The 17,153-nt window shown below is 57.3% G+C and carries 17 protein-coding genes; 11 read left to right on the top strand and 6 right to left on the bottom strand.

What is annotated here, in order from left to right:
- Positions 1-37: 37 nt before the first annotated feature.
- Positions 38-2,467 carry an ATP-dependent helicase HrpB gene (hrpB, locus tag ACOKCT_RS06415; RefSeq protein ID WP_420193287.1) on the bottom strand — a complete coding sequence of 810 codons (2,430 nt, stop codon included), beginning with the start codon at positions 2,465-2,467 and terminating at the stop codon, positions 38-40.
- Positions 2,468-2,540: 73 nt separating this feature from the next.
- Here hrpB and thpR point away from each other — a divergent pair, with 73 nt between their 5' ends.
- The 9 genes from thpR to panD all read left to right on the top strand — a co-directional run bounded on the left by thpR (position 2,541) and on the right by panD (position 9,554).
- Entirely contained in the window at positions 2,541-3,071 is a 531-nt protein-coding gene (gene thpR / locus ACOKCT_RS06410) for an RNA 2',3'-cyclic phosphodiesterase (protein ID WP_103178316.1), read from the top strand.
- Positions 3,072-3,083: 12 nt separating this feature from the next.
- On the top strand, positions 3,084-3,788 hold the full coding sequence (gene sfsA / locus ACOKCT_RS06405; RefSeq protein WP_103178315.1) for a DNA/RNA nuclease SfsA: 705 nt from the start codon (positions 3,084-3,086) through the stop codon (positions 3,786-3,788).
- Between the two features lie 177 nt (positions 3,789-3,965).
- On the top strand, positions 3,966-4,421 hold the full coding sequence (gene dksA, locus ACOKCT_RS06400) for an RNA polymerase-binding protein DksA (RefSeq protein ID WP_012016093.1): 456 nt from the start codon (positions 3,966-3,968) through the stop codon (positions 4,419-4,421).
- A gap of 72 nt (positions 4,422-4,493) precedes the next feature.
- Positions 4,494-5,381, top strand: coding sequence for a tRNA glutamyl-Q(34) synthetase GluQRS (gene gluQRS / locus ACOKCT_RS06395; protein ID WP_103178314.1), 888 nt, complete (start codon positions 4,494-4,496; stop codon positions 5,379-5,381).
- A 53-nt stretch (positions 5,382-5,434) separates the two neighbouring features.
- Positions 5,435-6,832: a polynucleotide adenylyltransferase PcnB gene (pcnB, locus tag ACOKCT_RS06390; RefSeq protein ID WP_210405546.1), complete on the top strand. Its 1,398-nt coding sequence runs from the start codon at positions 5,435-5,437 to the stop codon at positions 6,830-6,832.
- A complete protein-coding gene (gene folK / locus ACOKCT_RS06385) occupies positions 6,829-7,308 on the top strand; it encodes a 2-amino-4-hydroxy-6-hydroxymethyldihydropteridine diphosphokinase (RefSeq protein ID WP_103178312.1) in 480 nt (159 codons plus the stop codon). The genes pcnB and folK overlap by 4 nt, the downstream gene beginning before the upstream one ends.
- Before the next feature lie 122 nt (positions 7,309-7,430).
- Complete coding sequence (panB, locus tag ACOKCT_RS06380; RefSeq protein ID WP_103178311.1) at positions 7,431-8,222, top strand: 3-methyl-2-oxobutanoate hydroxymethyltransferase; 792 nt, start codon at positions 7,431-7,433, stop codon at positions 8,220-8,222.
- Between the two features lie 11 nt (positions 8,223-8,233).
- Positions 8,234-9,088: a pantoate--beta-alanine ligase gene (gene panC / locus ACOKCT_RS06375; RefSeq protein WP_103823278.1), complete on the top strand. Its 855-nt coding sequence runs from the start codon at positions 8,234-8,236 to the stop codon at positions 9,086-9,088.
- Between the two features lie 85 nt (positions 9,089-9,173).
- Positions 9,174-9,554: an aspartate 1-decarboxylase gene (gene panD / locus ACOKCT_RS06370; protein ID WP_032616579.1), complete on the top strand. Its 381-nt coding sequence runs from the start codon at positions 9,174-9,176 to the stop codon at positions 9,552-9,554.
- Positions 9,555-9,556: 2 nt separating this feature from the next.
- Here the strand turns inward: panD and ACOKCT_RS06365 are convergent, their stop codons facing one another.
- From ACOKCT_RS06365 to ACOKCT_RS06350, 4 genes are all read right to left on the bottom strand, one after another.
- A complete protein-coding gene (locus ACOKCT_RS06365) occupies positions 9,557-10,804 on the bottom strand; it encodes a polysaccharide deacetylase family protein (protein WP_420193286.1) in 1,248 nt (415 codons plus the stop codon).
- Between the two features lie 62 nt (positions 10,805-10,866).
- Positions 10,867-11,307, bottom strand: coding sequence for a PTS sugar transporter subunit IIA (locus ACOKCT_RS06360; protein WP_103178308.1), 441 nt, complete (start codon positions 11,305-11,307; stop codon positions 10,867-10,869).
- Between the two features lie 105 nt (positions 11,308-11,412).
- The gene (locus ACOKCT_RS06355; protein ID WP_103178307.1) at positions 11,413-12,183 is read right to left on the bottom strand and encodes an ABC transporter permease; all 771 of its coding nucleotides are present in this window, start codon (positions 12,181-12,183) and stop codon (positions 11,413-11,415) included.
- Complete coding sequence (locus tag ACOKCT_RS06350) at positions 12,180-13,106, bottom strand: ABC transporter ATP-binding protein (RefSeq protein ID WP_103178306.1); 927 nt, start codon at positions 13,104-13,106, stop codon at positions 12,180-12,182. The genes ACOKCT_RS06355 and ACOKCT_RS06350 overlap by 4 nt, the downstream gene beginning before the upstream one ends.
- A 107-nt stretch (positions 13,107-13,213) precedes the next feature.
- Here ACOKCT_RS06350 and can point away from each other — a divergent pair, with 107 nt between their 5' ends.
- Positions 13,214-13,876: a carbonate dehydratase gene (gene can, locus ACOKCT_RS06345; protein ID WP_103178305.1), complete on the top strand. Its 663-nt coding sequence runs from the start codon at positions 13,214-13,216 to the stop codon at positions 13,874-13,876.
- Positions 13,877-13,952: 76 nt separating this feature from the next.
- On the opposite strand, the gene hpt is transcribed toward can, so the two are convergent.
- Positions 13,953-14,489: a hypoxanthine phosphoribosyltransferase gene (gene hpt, locus ACOKCT_RS06340; protein ID WP_103178304.1), complete on the bottom strand. Its 537-nt coding sequence runs from the start codon at positions 14,487-14,489 to the stop codon at positions 13,953-13,955.
- A 205-nt stretch (positions 14,490-14,694) separates the two neighbouring features.
- Between hpt and ACOKCT_RS06335 the strand changes: the two genes are divergently transcribed.
- Entirely contained in the window at positions 14,695-17,082 is a 2,388-nt protein-coding gene (locus tag ACOKCT_RS06335) for a glucose/quinate/shikimate family membrane-bound PQQ-dependent dehydrogenase (protein ID WP_103178303.1), read from the top strand.
- Positions 17,083-17,153 lie beyond the last annotated feature (71 nt).

The following is a 17,153-nucleotide window of genomic DNA, read 5'->3' as shown; positions in this document are numbered from 1 at the left end:
TCAAATTTACCCTCTCAGAGGGTATTGCCGGGTGGCGCTACGAATACTTCTTCGTGCGCCGGGTCGGCGCGGTATTTGCCGGGTCGTCCGGCCAGACATGTTTGGGATAACGCCCTTTCATCTCTTTTTGCACCTCGCGGTAGCTGCCAGCCCAGAATGCACCCAAATCCCGGGTGATCTGCAGCGGACGCTGGGCCGGTGACAACAGCTCCAGCACCAGCGGCACCCGCCCCTGCGCAATGGCAGGCGTGGTCGCCTCGCCAAACATCTCCTGCATGCGTACCGCCAGCGCCGGAGGATTATCTTCATGATAACGAATGGCTATCCGGCTGCCGGTGGGCACAGTGTAATGCCCTGGAAGCTCGGTATCCAGACGTTGGCGTAACGACCAGTCGGTTAAGTTCTGTAATGCCGCCTTAACATCCAGCGCTTTTAGCGCGCGCAGGGAGTGTACGCCACTCATTTGCGGCAGTAACCAGTTTTCCAGATTTGCCAGCAGCGAGGCTTCGTCTACCGCGGGCCACGCGTACTCCGGCAGCCACTGCGCCGCGCAGTGCAGGCGAAGCCGGTACTGCTCCGCCTCCGGGGTCCAGTTCAGCACGCTGAGCCCTTTATCGCGGATGCCGTTAAGCATCGCCTGATGCAGCTCCTCTTCCGAGGGCTTTGCCAGCGGCTTAACGCTCACCGTCAGGCGGCCAATCTGCGAACGCCGCAGCGCCTTCAGCGTGCCCTGCGCTTCATCCCACTCCACGGTGTCAGACTGTTCCACCAGGCCCGGAGAAGCGGCGATCAGAGTATCAATATCCACAGCTATGGCCTGCAGAATACGGGCATCCGGCGACTGGCTGCCCTGCAACAGTAGCGGCGCAATCAGCCACTCGTGGCGGGTCATGGCGTCGTCGCTCTGTAGCATCGCGCCCATGCCATTTGCCAGTTGATAGCGTCCATCAAGCCCACGGCGGCGGGCGATCCGGTCGGGAAACGCCTTCGCCAGCAGCACGGGCACCCGGTCGCTCTCCGGCGCCCCGCCCCGGCTGTTCAGGCGCGCACTCAACTGCCGGGCACGCTGCTGCCACTCCGGCTGATTGCGGGAGAAGGCCTGAGCCAGATCGCTACTGGTGCCACGCGGCGGCTGTTCAAGGATAGCGGCCAGCTTTGCCGCCGTCGCAATATCGTCGTCATCCGTCGCGCTGGCCAGCATGGCCGCCAGCCGCGGATCGTTGCCAGACTTCGCCATCTTCTGACCAAAGGCGGTGAGCTTCTCTCCCGCCAGCGCCCCAAGCTGCGTTAATAAGCGCCGGGCCGCCGCAAGGTTAGTCGCAGGCGGCAGATCCAGCCAGTTTAATTGCGAGGGTTCCCGGCAGCCCCACTGCAACAGTTCCATCAGCAGGCCGCTGAGATCGCTTTGCATAATTTCGGGCGTGCCCTGCGCCGCGGCGCGTTCTGCCTGCTCAAACGGCGTAAGATGCAGGCAGATTCCCGGCTCCAGTCGCCCGGCGCGCCCGGCGCGCTGGGTCATGGAAGCCTGGCTCACGCGCTGGGTCAGCAGGCGGGTCAGGCCGGTGCGCGGGTCGAAATTCGCCACCCGCTCCTGGGCGGAGTCCACCACCAGCCGGATGCCCTCGATGGTCAGGCTGGTTTCGGCAATATTGGTCGCCAGCACCACTTTGCGCTGCCCTGGCGGGGCTGGCAGGATCGCTTTACGCTGCTCGGCCAGCGGCAGCGCGCCATACAGCGGGCAGAGCACCACGTCATCACTTACGCGACGTGACAGCTGCTCCTGTACCCGCTGGATCTCAATCACGCCGGGTAAGAACAACAGCAGCGAGCCCGGCTCCTGGCGCAGCAGCTCGGCGGTGGCGACCGCCACCGCTTCGTCGAAACGCAGATGGGTGGAGAGCGACTGATAGCGCCGCTCCACCGGAAAAGTACGGCCCTCAGACACGATGGTGGGCGCCTCCGGCAGCAGGCGCTGGAGCCGCGCGTTATCCAGGGTCGCGGACATGATCAGCAGTTTGAGATCGTCCCGCAGTCCCTGCTGGACATCCAGCAGCAGCGCCAGCGCCAGATCCGCCTGCAGGCTGCGCTCGTGGAACTCATCAAGGATCACCAGCCCTGTGCCGTTAAGCTCGGGATCCTGCTGCAGCATCCGGGTGAGGATCCCCTCGGTGACCACCTCCAGCCGGGTGTTGGCCCCCACGCAGGTTTCGGCGCGCATCCGGTAGCCGACCGTCTCGCCGGGCTTTTCCCCCAGCAGCTCCGCCAGGCGCTGCGCCACGTTGCGGGCCGCGAGCCTGCGCGGTTCGAGCAGGATGATTTTGCCGTTGATCGCCCCCTGCGCCAGGATCTGCAGCGGCAGCCAGGTCGATTTGCCCGCACCGGTTGGCGCGTTCAGCAGCACCTGGGGGGCATGTTGTAAGGCGTGAAGGAGATCGGGAAGGACAGCGGCGACCGGCAACAAGGACACGAATGGCTCCAGAGGGTTAACTTTAGACGGCGTACATTGTAGCATCGCCACAATTCATTACCGAGTGCGCCGTATGTCCGAGTCAAAAAGGTTGTTTTTTGCCATTGAAATGCCTGCCTCGCTCCAGCGGCAGATCGTCCGCTGGCGCGCCGACCACTTTGCGCCGGAAGCGGGCCGTCCGGTGGCGGGCGGCAACCTGCACCTGACGCTGGCGTTTTTAGGGGATGTCAGCCCTGAGAAACAGCAGGCGCTGGCGGCAATGGCCGGACGCATCCGTCAGCCGGAGTTTACCCTGACGCTGGACGATGCCGGACAGTGGCTGCGCTCCCGCGTGGTCTGGCTGGGTACTCGCCAGCCGCCGCGGGGTTTATTACAGCTGGCCAACATGCTGCGGGCCCAGGCGGCGCGCAGCGGCTGCTATCAAAGCCCCCAGCCGTTTCATCCGCATATCACCCTGCTGCGCGATGCCAGCCACGCCGTGGCCATTCCGCCACCGGGTTTTCACTGGTCGTTTGCGGTGAAAGATTTTGTCCTCTACGAGAGCCGTTTCGCAGGCGGGCGCACGCGCTACACGCCGCTCCAGCGCTGGACGCTTACCGAATAACAAGGAATTTGCATGCAGTTTACCCCTGCCCTACAACCCGCCACGCTGGTACAACGCTATAAACGTTTTCTTGCCGACGTGGTAACGCCTAACGGTGAAACCCTGACCCTGCACTGCCCCAATACCGGGGCGATGACCGGCTGCGCCACGCCGGGGGATACCGTCTGGTACTCCACCTCCAGTAATATCAAACGTAAATATCCTCACACCTGGGAAATAACCCAGACCGCGGACGGAGAATATATTTGCGTCAATACGCTGCGAGCGAACCAGCTGGTCAAAGAGGCGATTAGTCTGGATTTTATTCCGGAACTGCGCGGCTATAACACGCTAAAAAGCGAAGTAAAATATGGCAGCGAAAGCAGCAGAATCGACTTTATGTTGCAGGCAGACGATCGCCCCGAGTGCTATATTGAAGTGAAATCAGTGACGTTAGCTGAGAAAGATAACGGTTATTTCCCGGATGCGGTGACGCTGCGAGGGCAGAAGCACCTCCGGGAGCTTATGAGTGTAGCGGCGGCGGGCAAACGCGCCGTGCTGTTATTTGCAGTATTGCACAGCGCAATTGGGCGATTTTCACCCGCCCGCCATATTGACCTTAAGTACGCGCAACTGTTGAATGAGGCACAAAAGCAGGGGGTAGAGGTTTTGGTGTATAAAGCTGAACTTTCTGCCGATAATATCACTCTGAGATCCGCTCTCCCCGCCACGTTATGAAAGGGGTTGAGCGTTGGCTAATAAGTATTCTGGTCGTGTGCGCAAATACGCTTTTCCTCACAGGCTTGTCAAGTGTTACGTTTAGATAATTGCCTTACGGAAAAGCATCTGCTATTTATAGCGGCCTGATTTTTCCCCCAACACGGGGATCGATAGTGCGTGTTAAGGAGAAGCAACATGCAAGAAGGGCAAAACCGTAAAACATCGTCCCTGAGTATTCTCGCCATCGCTGGGGTGGAGCCGTATCAAGAGAAGCCGGGCGAAGAGTATATGAATGAAGCCCAGCTATCACACTTCAAGCGAATCCTTGAAGCATGGCGTAATCAACTCCGGGATGAAGTCGATCGCACCGTTACACATATGCAGGACGAAGCGGCTAACTTCCCGGATCCGGTAGACCGTGCCGCCCAGGAAGAAGAATTCAGCCTCGAACTGCGTAACCGTGACCGCGAGCGCAAGCTGATCAAAAAGATTGAGAAAACGCTGAAAAAAGTCGAAGACGAAGATTTCGGCTTCTGCGAGTCCTGCGGTGTCGAAATCGGCATTCGTCGTCTGGAAGCCCGTCCGACAGCCGACCTGTGCATCGACTGTAAAACGCTGGCAGAAATCCGCGAAAAACAGATGGCCGGTTAATGCCAGCCCTGTTATGACGCTACCACAGGCGGGAGTTCTCTCCCGCCTGATTACTTTCTGCGCCGTGTAATTATGCCTGCTGACTATATTGGGCGCTTCGCGCCATCCCCCTCTGGCGAACTGCATTTCGGCTCGCTTATTGCCGCCCTTGGCAGCTATCTGCAAGCCCGTGCCCGACAGGGTATCTGGCGCGTGCGTATTGAAGATATCGACCCTCCGCGTGAAGTTCCCGGTGCGGCAGAGTCCATTCTGCGACAGCTGGAACATTACGGCCTGCACTGGGACGGCGATGTTCTCTGGCAATCCCAACGCCACGAAGCCTACCGCGAACGCCTGGCCTGGCTGCATGCCGAGGGTCTTTCGTACTACTGCACCTGCACCCGCGCCCGCATTCAGCGCGTCGGCGGCGTCTATGACGGCCACTGCCGCACCCTGCATCACGGCCCGGAAAATGCGGCGGTGCGGGTGATGCAACAGCATCCCGTCACCTGCTTTACCGACCGGTTACAGGGTGAACTCCACGCCGATGCGCGCCTGGCGGGCGAGGATTTCATTATCCATCGGCGGGACGGGCTGTTTGCTTATAACCTGGCGGTGGTGGTGGATGACCATTTCCAGGGCGTAAACGAAATTGTGCGCGGAGCCGACCTGATTGAACCTACCGTCCGGCAGATTTCGCTCTACCGGCTGTTTGGCTGGCCGGTTCCGGACTACATTCACCTGCCGCTGGTGGTGAATGAAAAAGGGATGAAACTCTCGAAACAGAATCATGCCCCCGCATTACCGACCGGCGATCCTCGCCCTGTTCTTATCAATGCTTTACAATTTCTAAACCAGGATGTAACAAATGAGTGGCAGGATCTGCGCACCGAAGAATTGCTGGAAAAAGCGGTGGCCAACTGGTCGCTCATTCGCGTGCCGAAAATCCAGCATTCTCAAATGCGTCTCGCTGAGCTATGATTAGCCGCTATTTTTTGTCCTGAATTCTGAAACACACACTACCGAGGTGTACTATTTTTACCCGAGTCGCTAATTTTTGCCGTAAGGTGCTGAGCCGCGATGAGAGCATGGCGGATGACGTCATTGTTCAAAATACGATGTCGGTTATTCCGCGCGAACAGCATGCTATTTCCCGCAAAGATATCAGTGAAAACGCCCTTAAGGTGCTTTATCGCCTGAATAAAGCTGGCTATGAGGCGTATCTCGTTGGTGGCGGGGTGCGTGACCTGTTGCTGGGCAAAAAGCCGAAAGATTTTGACGTGACCACCAGCGCCACGCCTGAGCAGGTGCGGAAATTATTCCGCAACTGCCGTCTGGTTGGCCGCCGCTTCCGTCTTGCTCACGTGATGTTTGGGCCGGAGATCATCGAAGTGGCCACCTTCCGTGGTCATCACGAAGGCACGCCAACCGATCGCACCACTTCCCAGCGCGGCCAGAACGGTATGCTGCTGCGTGACAATATCTTCGGTTCTATCGAAGAAGATGCCCAGCGTCGCGATTTCACTATCAACAGCCTGTATTACAGCGTGGCTGACTTTACCGTCCGCGATTTCGTGGGTGGGGTGCCGGATCTTAAAGCGGGTCTGATTCGCCTGATCGGCAACCCGGAAACCCGCTACCGCGAAGATCCGGTGCGGATGCTGCGTGCCGTGCGTTTTGCCGCCAAGCTGGGTATGCACATCAGCCCGGAAACCGCCGAGCCGATCCCGCGCCTGGCAACGCTGATCAACGATGTGCCCCCGGCGCGTCTGTTTGAAGAGGCGCTGAAGCTGCTGCAGGCTGGTCACGGTTTTGCCACCTATCAGCTGCTGCGCGAATACAGCCTGTTCCAGCCCCTGTTCCCGACCATTACGCGCAACTTCACCGAAAAAGGTGACAGCGCGATGGAACGTATCATCGACCAGGTGTTGAAGAATACCGATAACCGCATTCAGAACGATATGCGCGTTAACCCGGCATTCCTCTTTGCGGCGATGTTCTGGTATCCGCTGCTGGAGACGGCACAGAAGATTGCTCAGGAGAGCGGTCTGGCCTACTACGATGCCTTCGCCCTGGCCGCTAACGATGTGCTGGATGAAGCCTGCCGTTCGCTGGCGATCCCGAAACGCATCACCACGCTGGTGCGTGATATCTGGCAGCTTCAGCTGCGGATGTCCCGTCGTCAGGGTAAACGCGCATGGAAGTTAATGGAGCATCCAAAATTCCGTGCGGCTTACGATCTGATGGCCCTGCGTGCCGAAGCGGAGAACAACCGCGAGCTGCAGGCGCTGGTGCAGTGGTGGGGTGAGTTCCAGGTTTCTGCGCCACCGGCGCAGAAGGACATGCTGACCGGTCTCGATGAAGAGCCGGCGCCGCGTCGCCGCCATCGTCGTCCACGTAAGCGTGCTCCACGCCGCGAAGGGGCCGCATGACGCTGACCTATATCGCCATCGGCAGTAATCTGGCCTCTCCGCTGGAGCAGGTCAATGCTGCCGTCCAGGCGCTGGGCGACATTCCGCAGAGCCGCGTTGTCGCCCTCTCCTCTTTCTATCGCACGCCCCCGCTGGGCCCGCAGGATCAGCCCGACTACCTCAACGCCGCCATTGCGCTGGAAACCGCCCTTAGCGCCGACGCGCTGCTGGACAACACCCAGCGCATTGAGCTGCAGCAGGGGCGCGTGCGTAAAGAAGAGCGCTGGGGACCGCGCACCCTCGATTTGGATATCATGCTGTTTGGTGATGCGGTGATTAACACCGAACGCCTGACCGTGCCGCATTACGACATGAAACGCCGCGGCTTTATGCTCTGGCCGCTGTTTGAAATTGCCCCCGACCTGATCTTCCCCGACGGCGAAAGTCTGAGCGCCCTGCTGACGCAGCTTAACGCCGAAAAACCAGCTCACTGGTAACAGTAAATTTCCGTTGATTAACCATGAAATATTTATGGTTAATCGGTTACGTAAAATCATTGTTCCCCCGAATGTTACTGTTAGAATGCGCAAAGATTCGCTTTGGGCTATCAGGAAACAGTATGAAACCAACCACCATCGCCACCCTGCAGAAATGCAAACAGGACAAGCAGCGCTTCGCCACCATTACCGCCTATGACTACAGCTTCGCCAAACTCTTTGCCGAAGAGGGGATTAACGTCATGCTGGTCGGCGACTCGTTAGGGATGACGGTCCAGGGACATGACTCCACTCTGCCGGTAACGGTAGAAGATATTGCTTATCATACCCGGGCGGTTCGCCGCGGAGCCCCAGCTTCTCTGCTGCTCGCCGATCTCCCGTTTATGGCCTACGCCACACCGGAGCAGGCGTTTGAAAATGCCGCCACGGTGATGCGCGCCGGTGCCAACATGGTCAAAGTGGAAGGCGGCGCCTGGCTGGTTGAGACCGTACGCATGCTCACCGAGCGCGCGGTGCCGGTATGCGGCCATCTGGGGTTAACCCCGCAGTCGGTCAATATCTTCGGTGGCTATAAGGTGCAGGGCCGCGGTGACGCTGCCCAGACCCTGTTTGATGATGCGCAGGCGTTAGAAGCCGCAGGGGCACAGCTGCTGGTGCTGGAGTGCGTGCCGGTGTCGCTGGCGAAACGCATTACCGAGGCGCTTTCTATTCCGGTGATCGGCATTGGCGCCGGTAACGTCACCGACGGACAAATTCTGGTGATGCACGATGCGTTTGGCATTACCGGCGGGCATATCCCAAAATTTGCGAAGAATTTCCTTATCGACGCAGGCGACATGCGCGGCGCAGTCAGGCAGTATATTGCCGACGTTGAATCGGGTGTTTACCCGGGTGAAGAACACAGTTTCCAGTAAGGAGTCTTGTTGTGCTAATCATTGAAACCCTGCCGCTGCTGCGCCAGCATATTCGTCGCCTGCGCCAGGAAGGTAAACGTATCGCGCTGGTTCCCACCATGGGCAACCTGCATGACGGCCACATGAAGTTGGTGGACGAAGCCAAAGCCCGTGCCGATGTGGTAGTGGTGAGCATTTTTGTTAACCCGATGCAATTTGACCGTGCCGACGACCTGGCCCGCTACCCGCGCACGCTGCAGGAAGATTGCGAGAAGCTGAAAAAGCATCAGGTCGATTTCGTCTTCGCCCCGGCACCGAATGATGTCTATCCTAAGGGTACGGAAGAGACGACCTATGTGGACGTACCGGGTATCTCCACCATGCTGGAAGGCGCCAGCCGTCCGGGTCATTTCCGCGGTGTTTCTACCATCGTCAGCAAGCTGTTTAACCTTGTGCAGCCGGATATCGCCTGTTTCGGCGAGAAAGATTTCCAGCAACTGGCGCTGATCCGCAAGATGGTAGCCGACATGGGCTACGACATCGACATCGTTGGCGTACCGATCGTGCGTGCCAAAGATGGCCTGGCGCTGAGCTCCCGCAACGGCTACCTCACCGCTGACCAGCGTAAAATCGCGCCGGGTCTGTATAAGGTGATGAGCGCGATGGTTGAAAAGCTGCAACAGAAGGCGCTGAGCAGTGAAGAGATTATCGCCATTGCCGAACAGGAGCTGAATGACAAAGGCTTCCGGGCTGATGATATTCAGATCCGCGATGCCGATACGCTGCTGGAGCTCTCTGCCACCAGCAAACGCGCGGTGATCCTGGTTGCTGCATGGCTCGGTCAGGCGCGCCTGATCGACAACAGTGTCGTTGAACTGGCTCAGTAATGACTGAGCTGATAGATAGCTAATGGATTAGTTTCCCTTCCCACTTGCGGGCAAGTGGGTTACGAAGAAGAGTAAAGGTAACATCATGATTCGCAAAATGTTGCAAGGTAAGCTTCACCGTGTGAAGGTCACTCAGGCCGATCTGCACTATGAAGGCTCCTGCGCGATCGATCAGGATTTTCTCGACGCGGCGGGTATTCTTGAAAACGAAGCCATTGATATCTGGAACGTGAGTAACGGCAATCGTTTCTCAACCTATGCTATCGCGGCTGAACGGGGTTCTAAAATCATCTCCGTGAACGGTGCGGCCGCGCACTGTGCCAACGTGGGCGATATCGTCATCATCGCCAGCTTCGTTATGATGTCCGACGAGGAAGCCCGCCGCTGGCAGCCGAAAGTGGCCTATTTCGAAGGCGACAACGACATGAAACGCACCGCGAAAGCGATCCCCGTTCAGGTTGCCTGATGCTACCCCTGCGGCTGATTGCTGATCAGCCGCGACATGGTCTCTAAAGAATCCGTTCTGAGAACGTACAAACGCTTTAACAAGAACGGATTATCTCCCGGCTTTACCTTGCCTTTTACCGTCGTCACCGCCAGATGAAAACCGGCGTCATTCGCCGCTTTTACCGCATTATCGTTGTAACCGCCAAAGGGGTACGAAAGATAGAGCACGTGCGGGTTAAACTGCGCCAGCGCGCGGCGGGAGTGTTTGAAATCCATCACGATGTTGTGGTAACTGCGGCTGAGCAGGATCGGATGGCGGTTATTGTCCACCCGGTGCAGGAAATGGGTGTGCGACTGCACGTCAAAAACATCCTGGATCTCCCGCAGCTCGGAAATGCTCATAAACTGCAGCGTCTTTGGATCCCACTTCTGCGGATGCGCTTTGATGCGCGACGAGATAATAAAGGCCGTGGCGTGAAAGCCGTACTGCCTGAGGATTGGCCAGGCGTAGCGGCTGACCGATTTCAGGCCGTCGTCAAAGGTGATCACCACTGCCCTGGCGGGCAGGTTCATTTTGTTACGCACATAACCTTCGAGCTGATACAGGGTCAGCGTGGTATAGCCCTGGTCGCGCAGCCAGGTCATCTGGTTATTGAAGGCACGTACGCTGGTGGTGGTTGAGGTATGGCGGAAACGGGTGTTCTCTTCATCGCGCAGGATATGGTGATAAGTGAGCACCGGCAGGCCATTATCTTCCTGCGCATCCATGCTGCTGACCCAGGCCAGACGGTTAGCGATGCGGATCTGATACCACGTCTGATTCAGGCGATCCTTGAGTTTATTGAGGATCGGATAGCGCAGATTATCTGCCAGCGTACCGAACGGGGCGCTACCGGCGCTGGGCGCGTTGTAGATCGGCGTATCCTTCCACGTAATTAAATTCTGGTTGCTGAGAGGCTTGTTCAGATCGCCCAGGCTATCCTCCACCCGCTGTTTGCCCTGCACTTCGCCCAGATGCCCTTTGTCGATAAAACCGGTGCCAAAGCCAAACCGGAACTCATAGTAATCCGCCGGGGTGGGAGAAACGGCGATGATCTGCCCGGCGCGCACATTGCCGACGGTCACGACGCGGTTACCTACCTGCGCCCAGATGGTGGCATCTTCGGTGGTTTGCATATAACGGGCCGGAGCCCCTTGCGGGCTTAGCAGACTGGCAGAAGCGCCGCCGGAAACCAGCAGAAGAAGCAGAAGAAAAATACGCGAGAACATAGAGAATTATTCAGTACGAAAATCGGACGACATTGTAGCAAAAGCACCGGTAATACCAATGTTTAATATTTCTCCGGTCCATGCAGCAGAACGAAGGGCGGGTTTTTCTGCTGCTGGTGCCACAGGCTGCTGACGTCCGGCGCGCCGTGGGCCACGATGGTGTTACGAAAGCTGACGCTGTCGGTCGTTTCACGCAGGGGGTACATCATCTCCAGCAGCGGATAGCTTATCCCGGAGATCACTTCGCAATTCTCATGCTTATGGCTGAGCAGGGCGGCTGCGCGATACGGCGCAGCGCCGGAGATGTCGGTCAGAAAGATCACCCCGTCACCGCTGTCGGCTTGATGCTGGGCATCACACAACATACGGCTGAGCATATTGCAGCTTAAGCCGCGCCAGAAATTGACCACCTGGCATTGCTCCAGCGGCCCAAAGCGAGCGGCAAGCCGATCCGCCATCAGCTGCGCGTGTTCTTCATGGCACGTTATTACCCAACCCAGCATCGTCGCCTCTCATCAGAAAGGGGTAGTGTAGCGGGAGAGATAAGGTATGGGGGTGACGGTGGTCAATAAAGCGGCCCGGCAACGTAACGCCGCCGGGCCTGATGGTTAGCTACGCAGCCCACGTCCGCGCTGGATCAGATTCCAGCACAGCAGATAGAAGGCAACGATAAAGATCACCAGCACGCCAACGGTCGTCACCAGCGGCACATCGGAAATGCCGAGGAAACCAAAGCGGAAGCCGCTGATCATATAGACGATAGGGTTCAGGTGTGACAGCCCCTGCCAGAACGGCGGCAGCAGCGTCAGGGAGTAGAAGACCCCACCGAGGTAGGTGAGCGGCGTCAGAACGAAGGTCGGGATCAGGCTGATATCGTCAAAGGTTTTAGCGAATACCGCGTTCAGCAGCCCCGCCAGAGAGAACAGTATCGCCGTCAGCAGCAGCGTCAGGCCGACAAACAGCCAGGAGTGCACCTGGAATGGCACAAAGAACAGCGAAACGGCGGTGACCAGAATGCCGACGCACAGGCCGCGCGCGACCCCGCCCCCGACGTAACCGGCGATGATGACGTGGGTAGGCACCGGCGCCACCAGCAGCTCTTCAATGTTGCGCTGGAACTTGGCGCTGAAGAACGACGACGCCACGTTGGCGTAGGCGTTGGTGATGACCGCCATCATGATCAGGCCCGGCACAATAAACTGCATATAGGTAAAGCCGTGCATCTCGCCGATGCGCGAGCCAATCAGGTTGCCGAAGATAATAAAGTAGAGGGTCATGGTGATCACCGGCGGAACCAGGGTCTGGATCCAGATACGCATGAAACGGTTGATCTCTTTGGCCCAGATACTTTTCAGCGCCACCCAGTAAAGCTGCATCATGCGCGATCTCCTTGTTTCTCATGGACCAGCGAGACGAACAGCTCTTCCAGTCGGTTTGCTTTGTTACGCATACTTAATACCTGAATCCCCTGCTCGCTCAGCTGGCTGAAGACGCTGTTGATCCCCTGCTCGCGCAGCACTTCCACTTCAAGCGTGGAGGTATCCACCAGACGATACTGATAGCCGACCAGCTTCGGCAGCGGACTTTTTGCCGCCAGGTCGAGAATGAACGTCTCTGACTTCAGCTTGGAGAGCAGATCTTTCATTGAGGTGTTTTCCACCAGCTCGCCGTGCTGAATGATGCCGATATTGCGACAGAGCATCTCAGCCTCTTCCAGATAGTGGGTGGTGAGGATAATGGTGGTGCCTTTGTCGTTTAAATCCTTCAAAAAGCTCCACATTGAGCGGCGAAGCTCGATATCCACCCCGGCGGTGGGCTCATCGAGGATCAGCAGCTTTGGCTCGTGCATCAGGGCGCGGGCAATCATCAGACGACGCTTCATGCCGCCGGACAACATCCGCGCACGTTCGTTGCGTTTCTCCCACAGATCGAGCTGCTTAAGATACTTTTCGCTGCGCGCGACCGCCTCTTTGCGCTCGACGCCGTAGTAACCCGCCTGGTTCACCACAATCTGCTGTACGGTCTCAAACGGATTGAAGTTAAACTCCTGCGGCACCAGCCCCAGCTGGCGTTTGGCGTTGACCACATCTTTCTCCAGGTCATAGCCAAACACGCTCACCCGGCCGGAGGATTTGTTCACCAGCGAGCTGATGATACCGATGGTGGTGGATTTACCTGCCCCGTTAGGCCCCAGAAGCGCATAAAAATCACCGGCTTCTACTTTGAGATCTATCCCGCGCAGCGCCTGGACGCCGCCCGGATAGGTTTTTTTAAGTTGCTCAAGCTCAAGTGCAATCGCCATGAAATAAACTTACCTATAGTTCTGACACACGTTGTGTGGTTTCATTAAAAGTCGGGTTACCCTATAGTAGCGCAACGCAATCACTCGGTTACAGGCCGTTAGCCTCCATGAATGACATAGATACACTCATCAGCAATAACGCACTATGGTCAAAGATGCTGCTGGAAGAAGATTCCGGATTTTTTGAGAAACTGTCTCAGTCTCAGAAACCACGCTTTCTCTGGATTGGATGCTCCGACAGCCGCGTTCCGGCTGAACGTCTTACCGGCCTTGAACCTGGCGAACTCTTTGTTCACCGCAACGTTGCGAACCTGGTGATCCACACCGACCTGAACTGTCTCTCCGTGGTGCAGTATGCGGTAGATGTTCTGGAAGTCGAACACATCATCATTTGTGGTCACTACGGCTGCGGCGGCGTGCAGGCGGCGGTCGAAAACCCGGAACTGGGCCTTATCGACAACTGGCTACTGCACATTCGTGATATCTGGTTCAAACATAGCTCACTGTTGGGTCAAATGCCGCAGGAGCGCCGCCTGGACACCCTGTGCGAGCTGAACGTGATGGAACAGGTCTACAACCTCGGCCACTCCACCATTATGCAGTCGGCGTGGAAACGTGGGCAGAAGGTGACGATCCACGGCTGGGCGTATGGCATTCACGATGGCCTGCTGCGCGATCTGGAAGTGACCGCAACCAACCGAGAGACGCTGGAGCAGCGCTACCGTCAGGGTGTCTCTAACCTGACCCAGAAGCACGTTAACCACAAGTAAACGCAAAACGGCAACGCAAGTTGCCGTTTTTAGTCCGCAGGCCCGTTAAGCGTAGCGCCAACGGGTAATATCCGCCTTACTCGTCCAGCAGCACCACTTTGCCGACATACGGCAGATGGCGATAGCGCTGCGCGTAGTCAATCCCGTAGCCCACCACAAATTCGTCCGGGATCGAGAAACCGACAAACTCCACGGGAACGTCCACTTCACGGCGGGTCGGTTTATCCAGCAGGGTACAAATCGCCAGCGATTTTGGGCCGCGCAGGCTGAGAATTTCGCGTACTTTTGACAGGGTGTTCCCGGAATCGATGATGTCTTCCACAATCAGAACATCTTTGCCACGAATGTCTTCATCCAGATCTTTGAGAATTTTAACATCACGGGTGGTCGACATGCCGCTGCCATAGCTGGAGGCGGTCATAAAATCGACTTCATGGGAGACCTGCACTTCGCGGCAGAGATCGGCCATAAACATGAAGGAACCGCGTAACAGACCCACCAGCACCATCTCACTGCCGCTGTCTTTATAATGTTCGGTGATCTGACGACCAAGTTCGGCGATACGCGTTTTGATCTCCGCTTCAGGGATCATCACTTCAACAGTATGTTTCATTTTACTAACCGTATGATTTTATAACGAATTTCTCAATGCCTATGGATTCGCGTCCGGCATCGCTTCATAAGCCCTGAAGTATACCAGCAAATGGATCCTCCTGGCGCATGAGTTCACAAAAGCCATATTTGTGATTCCGATCACACTTGTTAAGTCCTATAATTAATTGCTACTAAATAATTAACAAACTTATCGAGTGTCTTTTATGGCGGAAACAAAAAATCAACATTCACGTTTGCTCGTGAGGCTAACAGCCCTGTTCGCTGCATTTTGCGGACTGTATCTGTTAATCGGCGGGGTCTGGCTGGTAGCCATTGGCGGCTCCTGGTACTACCCGGTAGCAGGTGTGGTTATGCTCGGCGTCACCCTGCTTCTCTGGCGCAGTAAACAATCGGCACTGTGGCTCTACGCGGCCCTGCTGCTGGCTACGATGATCTGGGGCGTATGGGAGGTCGGCTTCGACTTCTGGGCCCTGACCCCGCGTAGCGACATTCTGGTCTTCTTCGGTATCTGGCTGATCCTGCCTTTCGTCTGGCGTCGTCTGCTTGTGCGCTCCAGCGGTGCGGTTGCCGCCCTGGTCGTGGCGCTGCTGATTAGCGGTGGCATCCTGACCTGGGCTGGCTTTAACGATCCGCAGGAGGTGAAAGGCACCCTGAATGCGGAATCTACGCCTGCGGCGGCGATCTCCGACGTGGCAGATGGTGACTGGCCTGCCTATGGCCGTAACCAGGAAGGTCAGCGTTACTCCCCGCTGAAGCAGATCAACGCGGACAACGTGAAAAACCTGAAAGAAGCCTGGGTATTCCGTACCGGCGATCTTAAGATGCCGAACGATCCGGGTGAACTGACCAACGAAGTGACCCCAATTAAAGTGGGCAACATGCTTTACCTCTGTACTGCGCACCAGCGTCTGTTCGCGCTTGATGCGGCCACCGGTAAAGAGAAATGGCACTTCGATCCGCAGCTGAAAACCAACAACCAGTTCCAGCACGTGACCTGCCGTGGCGTCTCTTACCACGAAGCGCGTGCCGATAACGCCAGCCCGGAGGTGATCGCCGACTGCCCGCGCCGCATTATGCTGCCGGTGAACGACGGTCGTCTGTTTGCCATTAACGCCGAAACCGGCAAGCTGTGCGAAACCTTTGCCAACAAAGGTGTTCTGAATCTGCAGACCAACATGCCGGATCAGACCCCGGGTCTGTATGAACCTACTTCACCGCCAATCATCACTGATAAAACTATCGTGATTGCCGGTTCGGTAACGGATAACTTCTCCGTTCGCGAAACCTCCGGCGTGATCCGCGGTTTTGACGTTAACACCGGTAAACTGCTGTGGGCCTTCGATCCGGGTGCGAAAGATCCAAACGCTATCCCGTCGGATGAACACACCTTTACCTTCAACTCGCCAAACTCCTGGGCGCCAGCCGCCTATGACGCGAAGCTGGACCTGGTCTACCTGCCGATGGGTGTGACCACGCCGGATATCTGGGGTGGCAACCGCACGCCAGAGCAGGAGCGTTATGCCAGCTCTGTTCTGGCGCTGAATGCGACCACCGGTAAACTGGCGTGGAGCTACCAGACCGTTCACCACGATCTGTGGGATATGGACATGCCGTCCCAGCCGACGCTGGCAGACATTACCGTCAACGGTAAAACCGTACCGGTGATCTACGCCCCGGCGAAAACAGGCAACATCTTCGTGCTGGACCGTCGTAACGGCGAGCTGGTCGTGCCGGCACCGGAAAAACCGGTTCCGCAGGGCGCGGCGAAAGGCGACTATGTCACCAAAACCCAGCCGTTCTCCGATCTGAGCTTCCGTCCGAAGAAAGATCTCAGCGGCGCGGACATGTGGGGCGCCACCATGTTCGACCAGCTGGTATGCCGCGTGATGTTCCACCAGTTGCGCTATGAAGGCATCTTCACTCCACCATCCGAGCAGGGCACGCTGGTGTTCCCGGGTAACCTGGGGATGTTCGAATGGGGCGGTATCTCCGTTGACCCGAACCGTCAGGTGGCGATTGCCAACCCGATGGCGCTGCCGTTTGTCTCTAAACTGATCCCACGCGGCCCGGGCAACCCGATGGAACAGCCGAAAGATGCCCAGGGCACCGGTACGGAATCCGGTATTCAGCCGCAGTACGGCGTGCCGTATGGCGTGACGCTGAACCCGTTCCTCTCTCCGTTTGGCCTGCCGTGTAAACAGCCTGCCTGGGGTTATATCTCTGCGCTGGATCTGAAAACTAACCAGGTCGTCTGGAAAAAACGTATTGGTACGCCACAGGACAGCATGCCGTTCCCGATGCCGATCCCGGTGCCGTTCAATATGGGTATGCCGATGCTGGGTGGTCCAATCTCCACCGCTGGTAACGTGCTGTTCATCGCGGCAACCGCAGATAACTACCTGCGCGCGTACAACATGACCAACGGTGAGAAACTGTGGCAGGGCCGTCTGCCTGCGGGTGGACAGGCTACACCGATGACCTATGAAGTGAATGGCAAGCAGTATGTTGTCATCTCTGCGGGGGGTCATGGTTCGTTTGGGACGAAGATGGGCGACTATATTGTTGCCTATGCGTTGCCTGATGAAAAATAAGTGACTAAAAAGCCGGGTGGCGGCTTCGCCTTACCCGGCCTACAGTTCGAGCTCACGTAGGCCCGGTAAGC

Source organism: Leclercia sp. M-A074-M, assembly GCF_965195605.1.
Classification (GTDB): Bacteria; Pseudomonadota; Gammaproteobacteria; order Enterobacterales; family Enterobacteriaceae; genus Enterobacter.
Note: the sequence above shows the minus strand (reverse complement) of the source record. Positions and strands in the feature narration are given on the sequence as shown.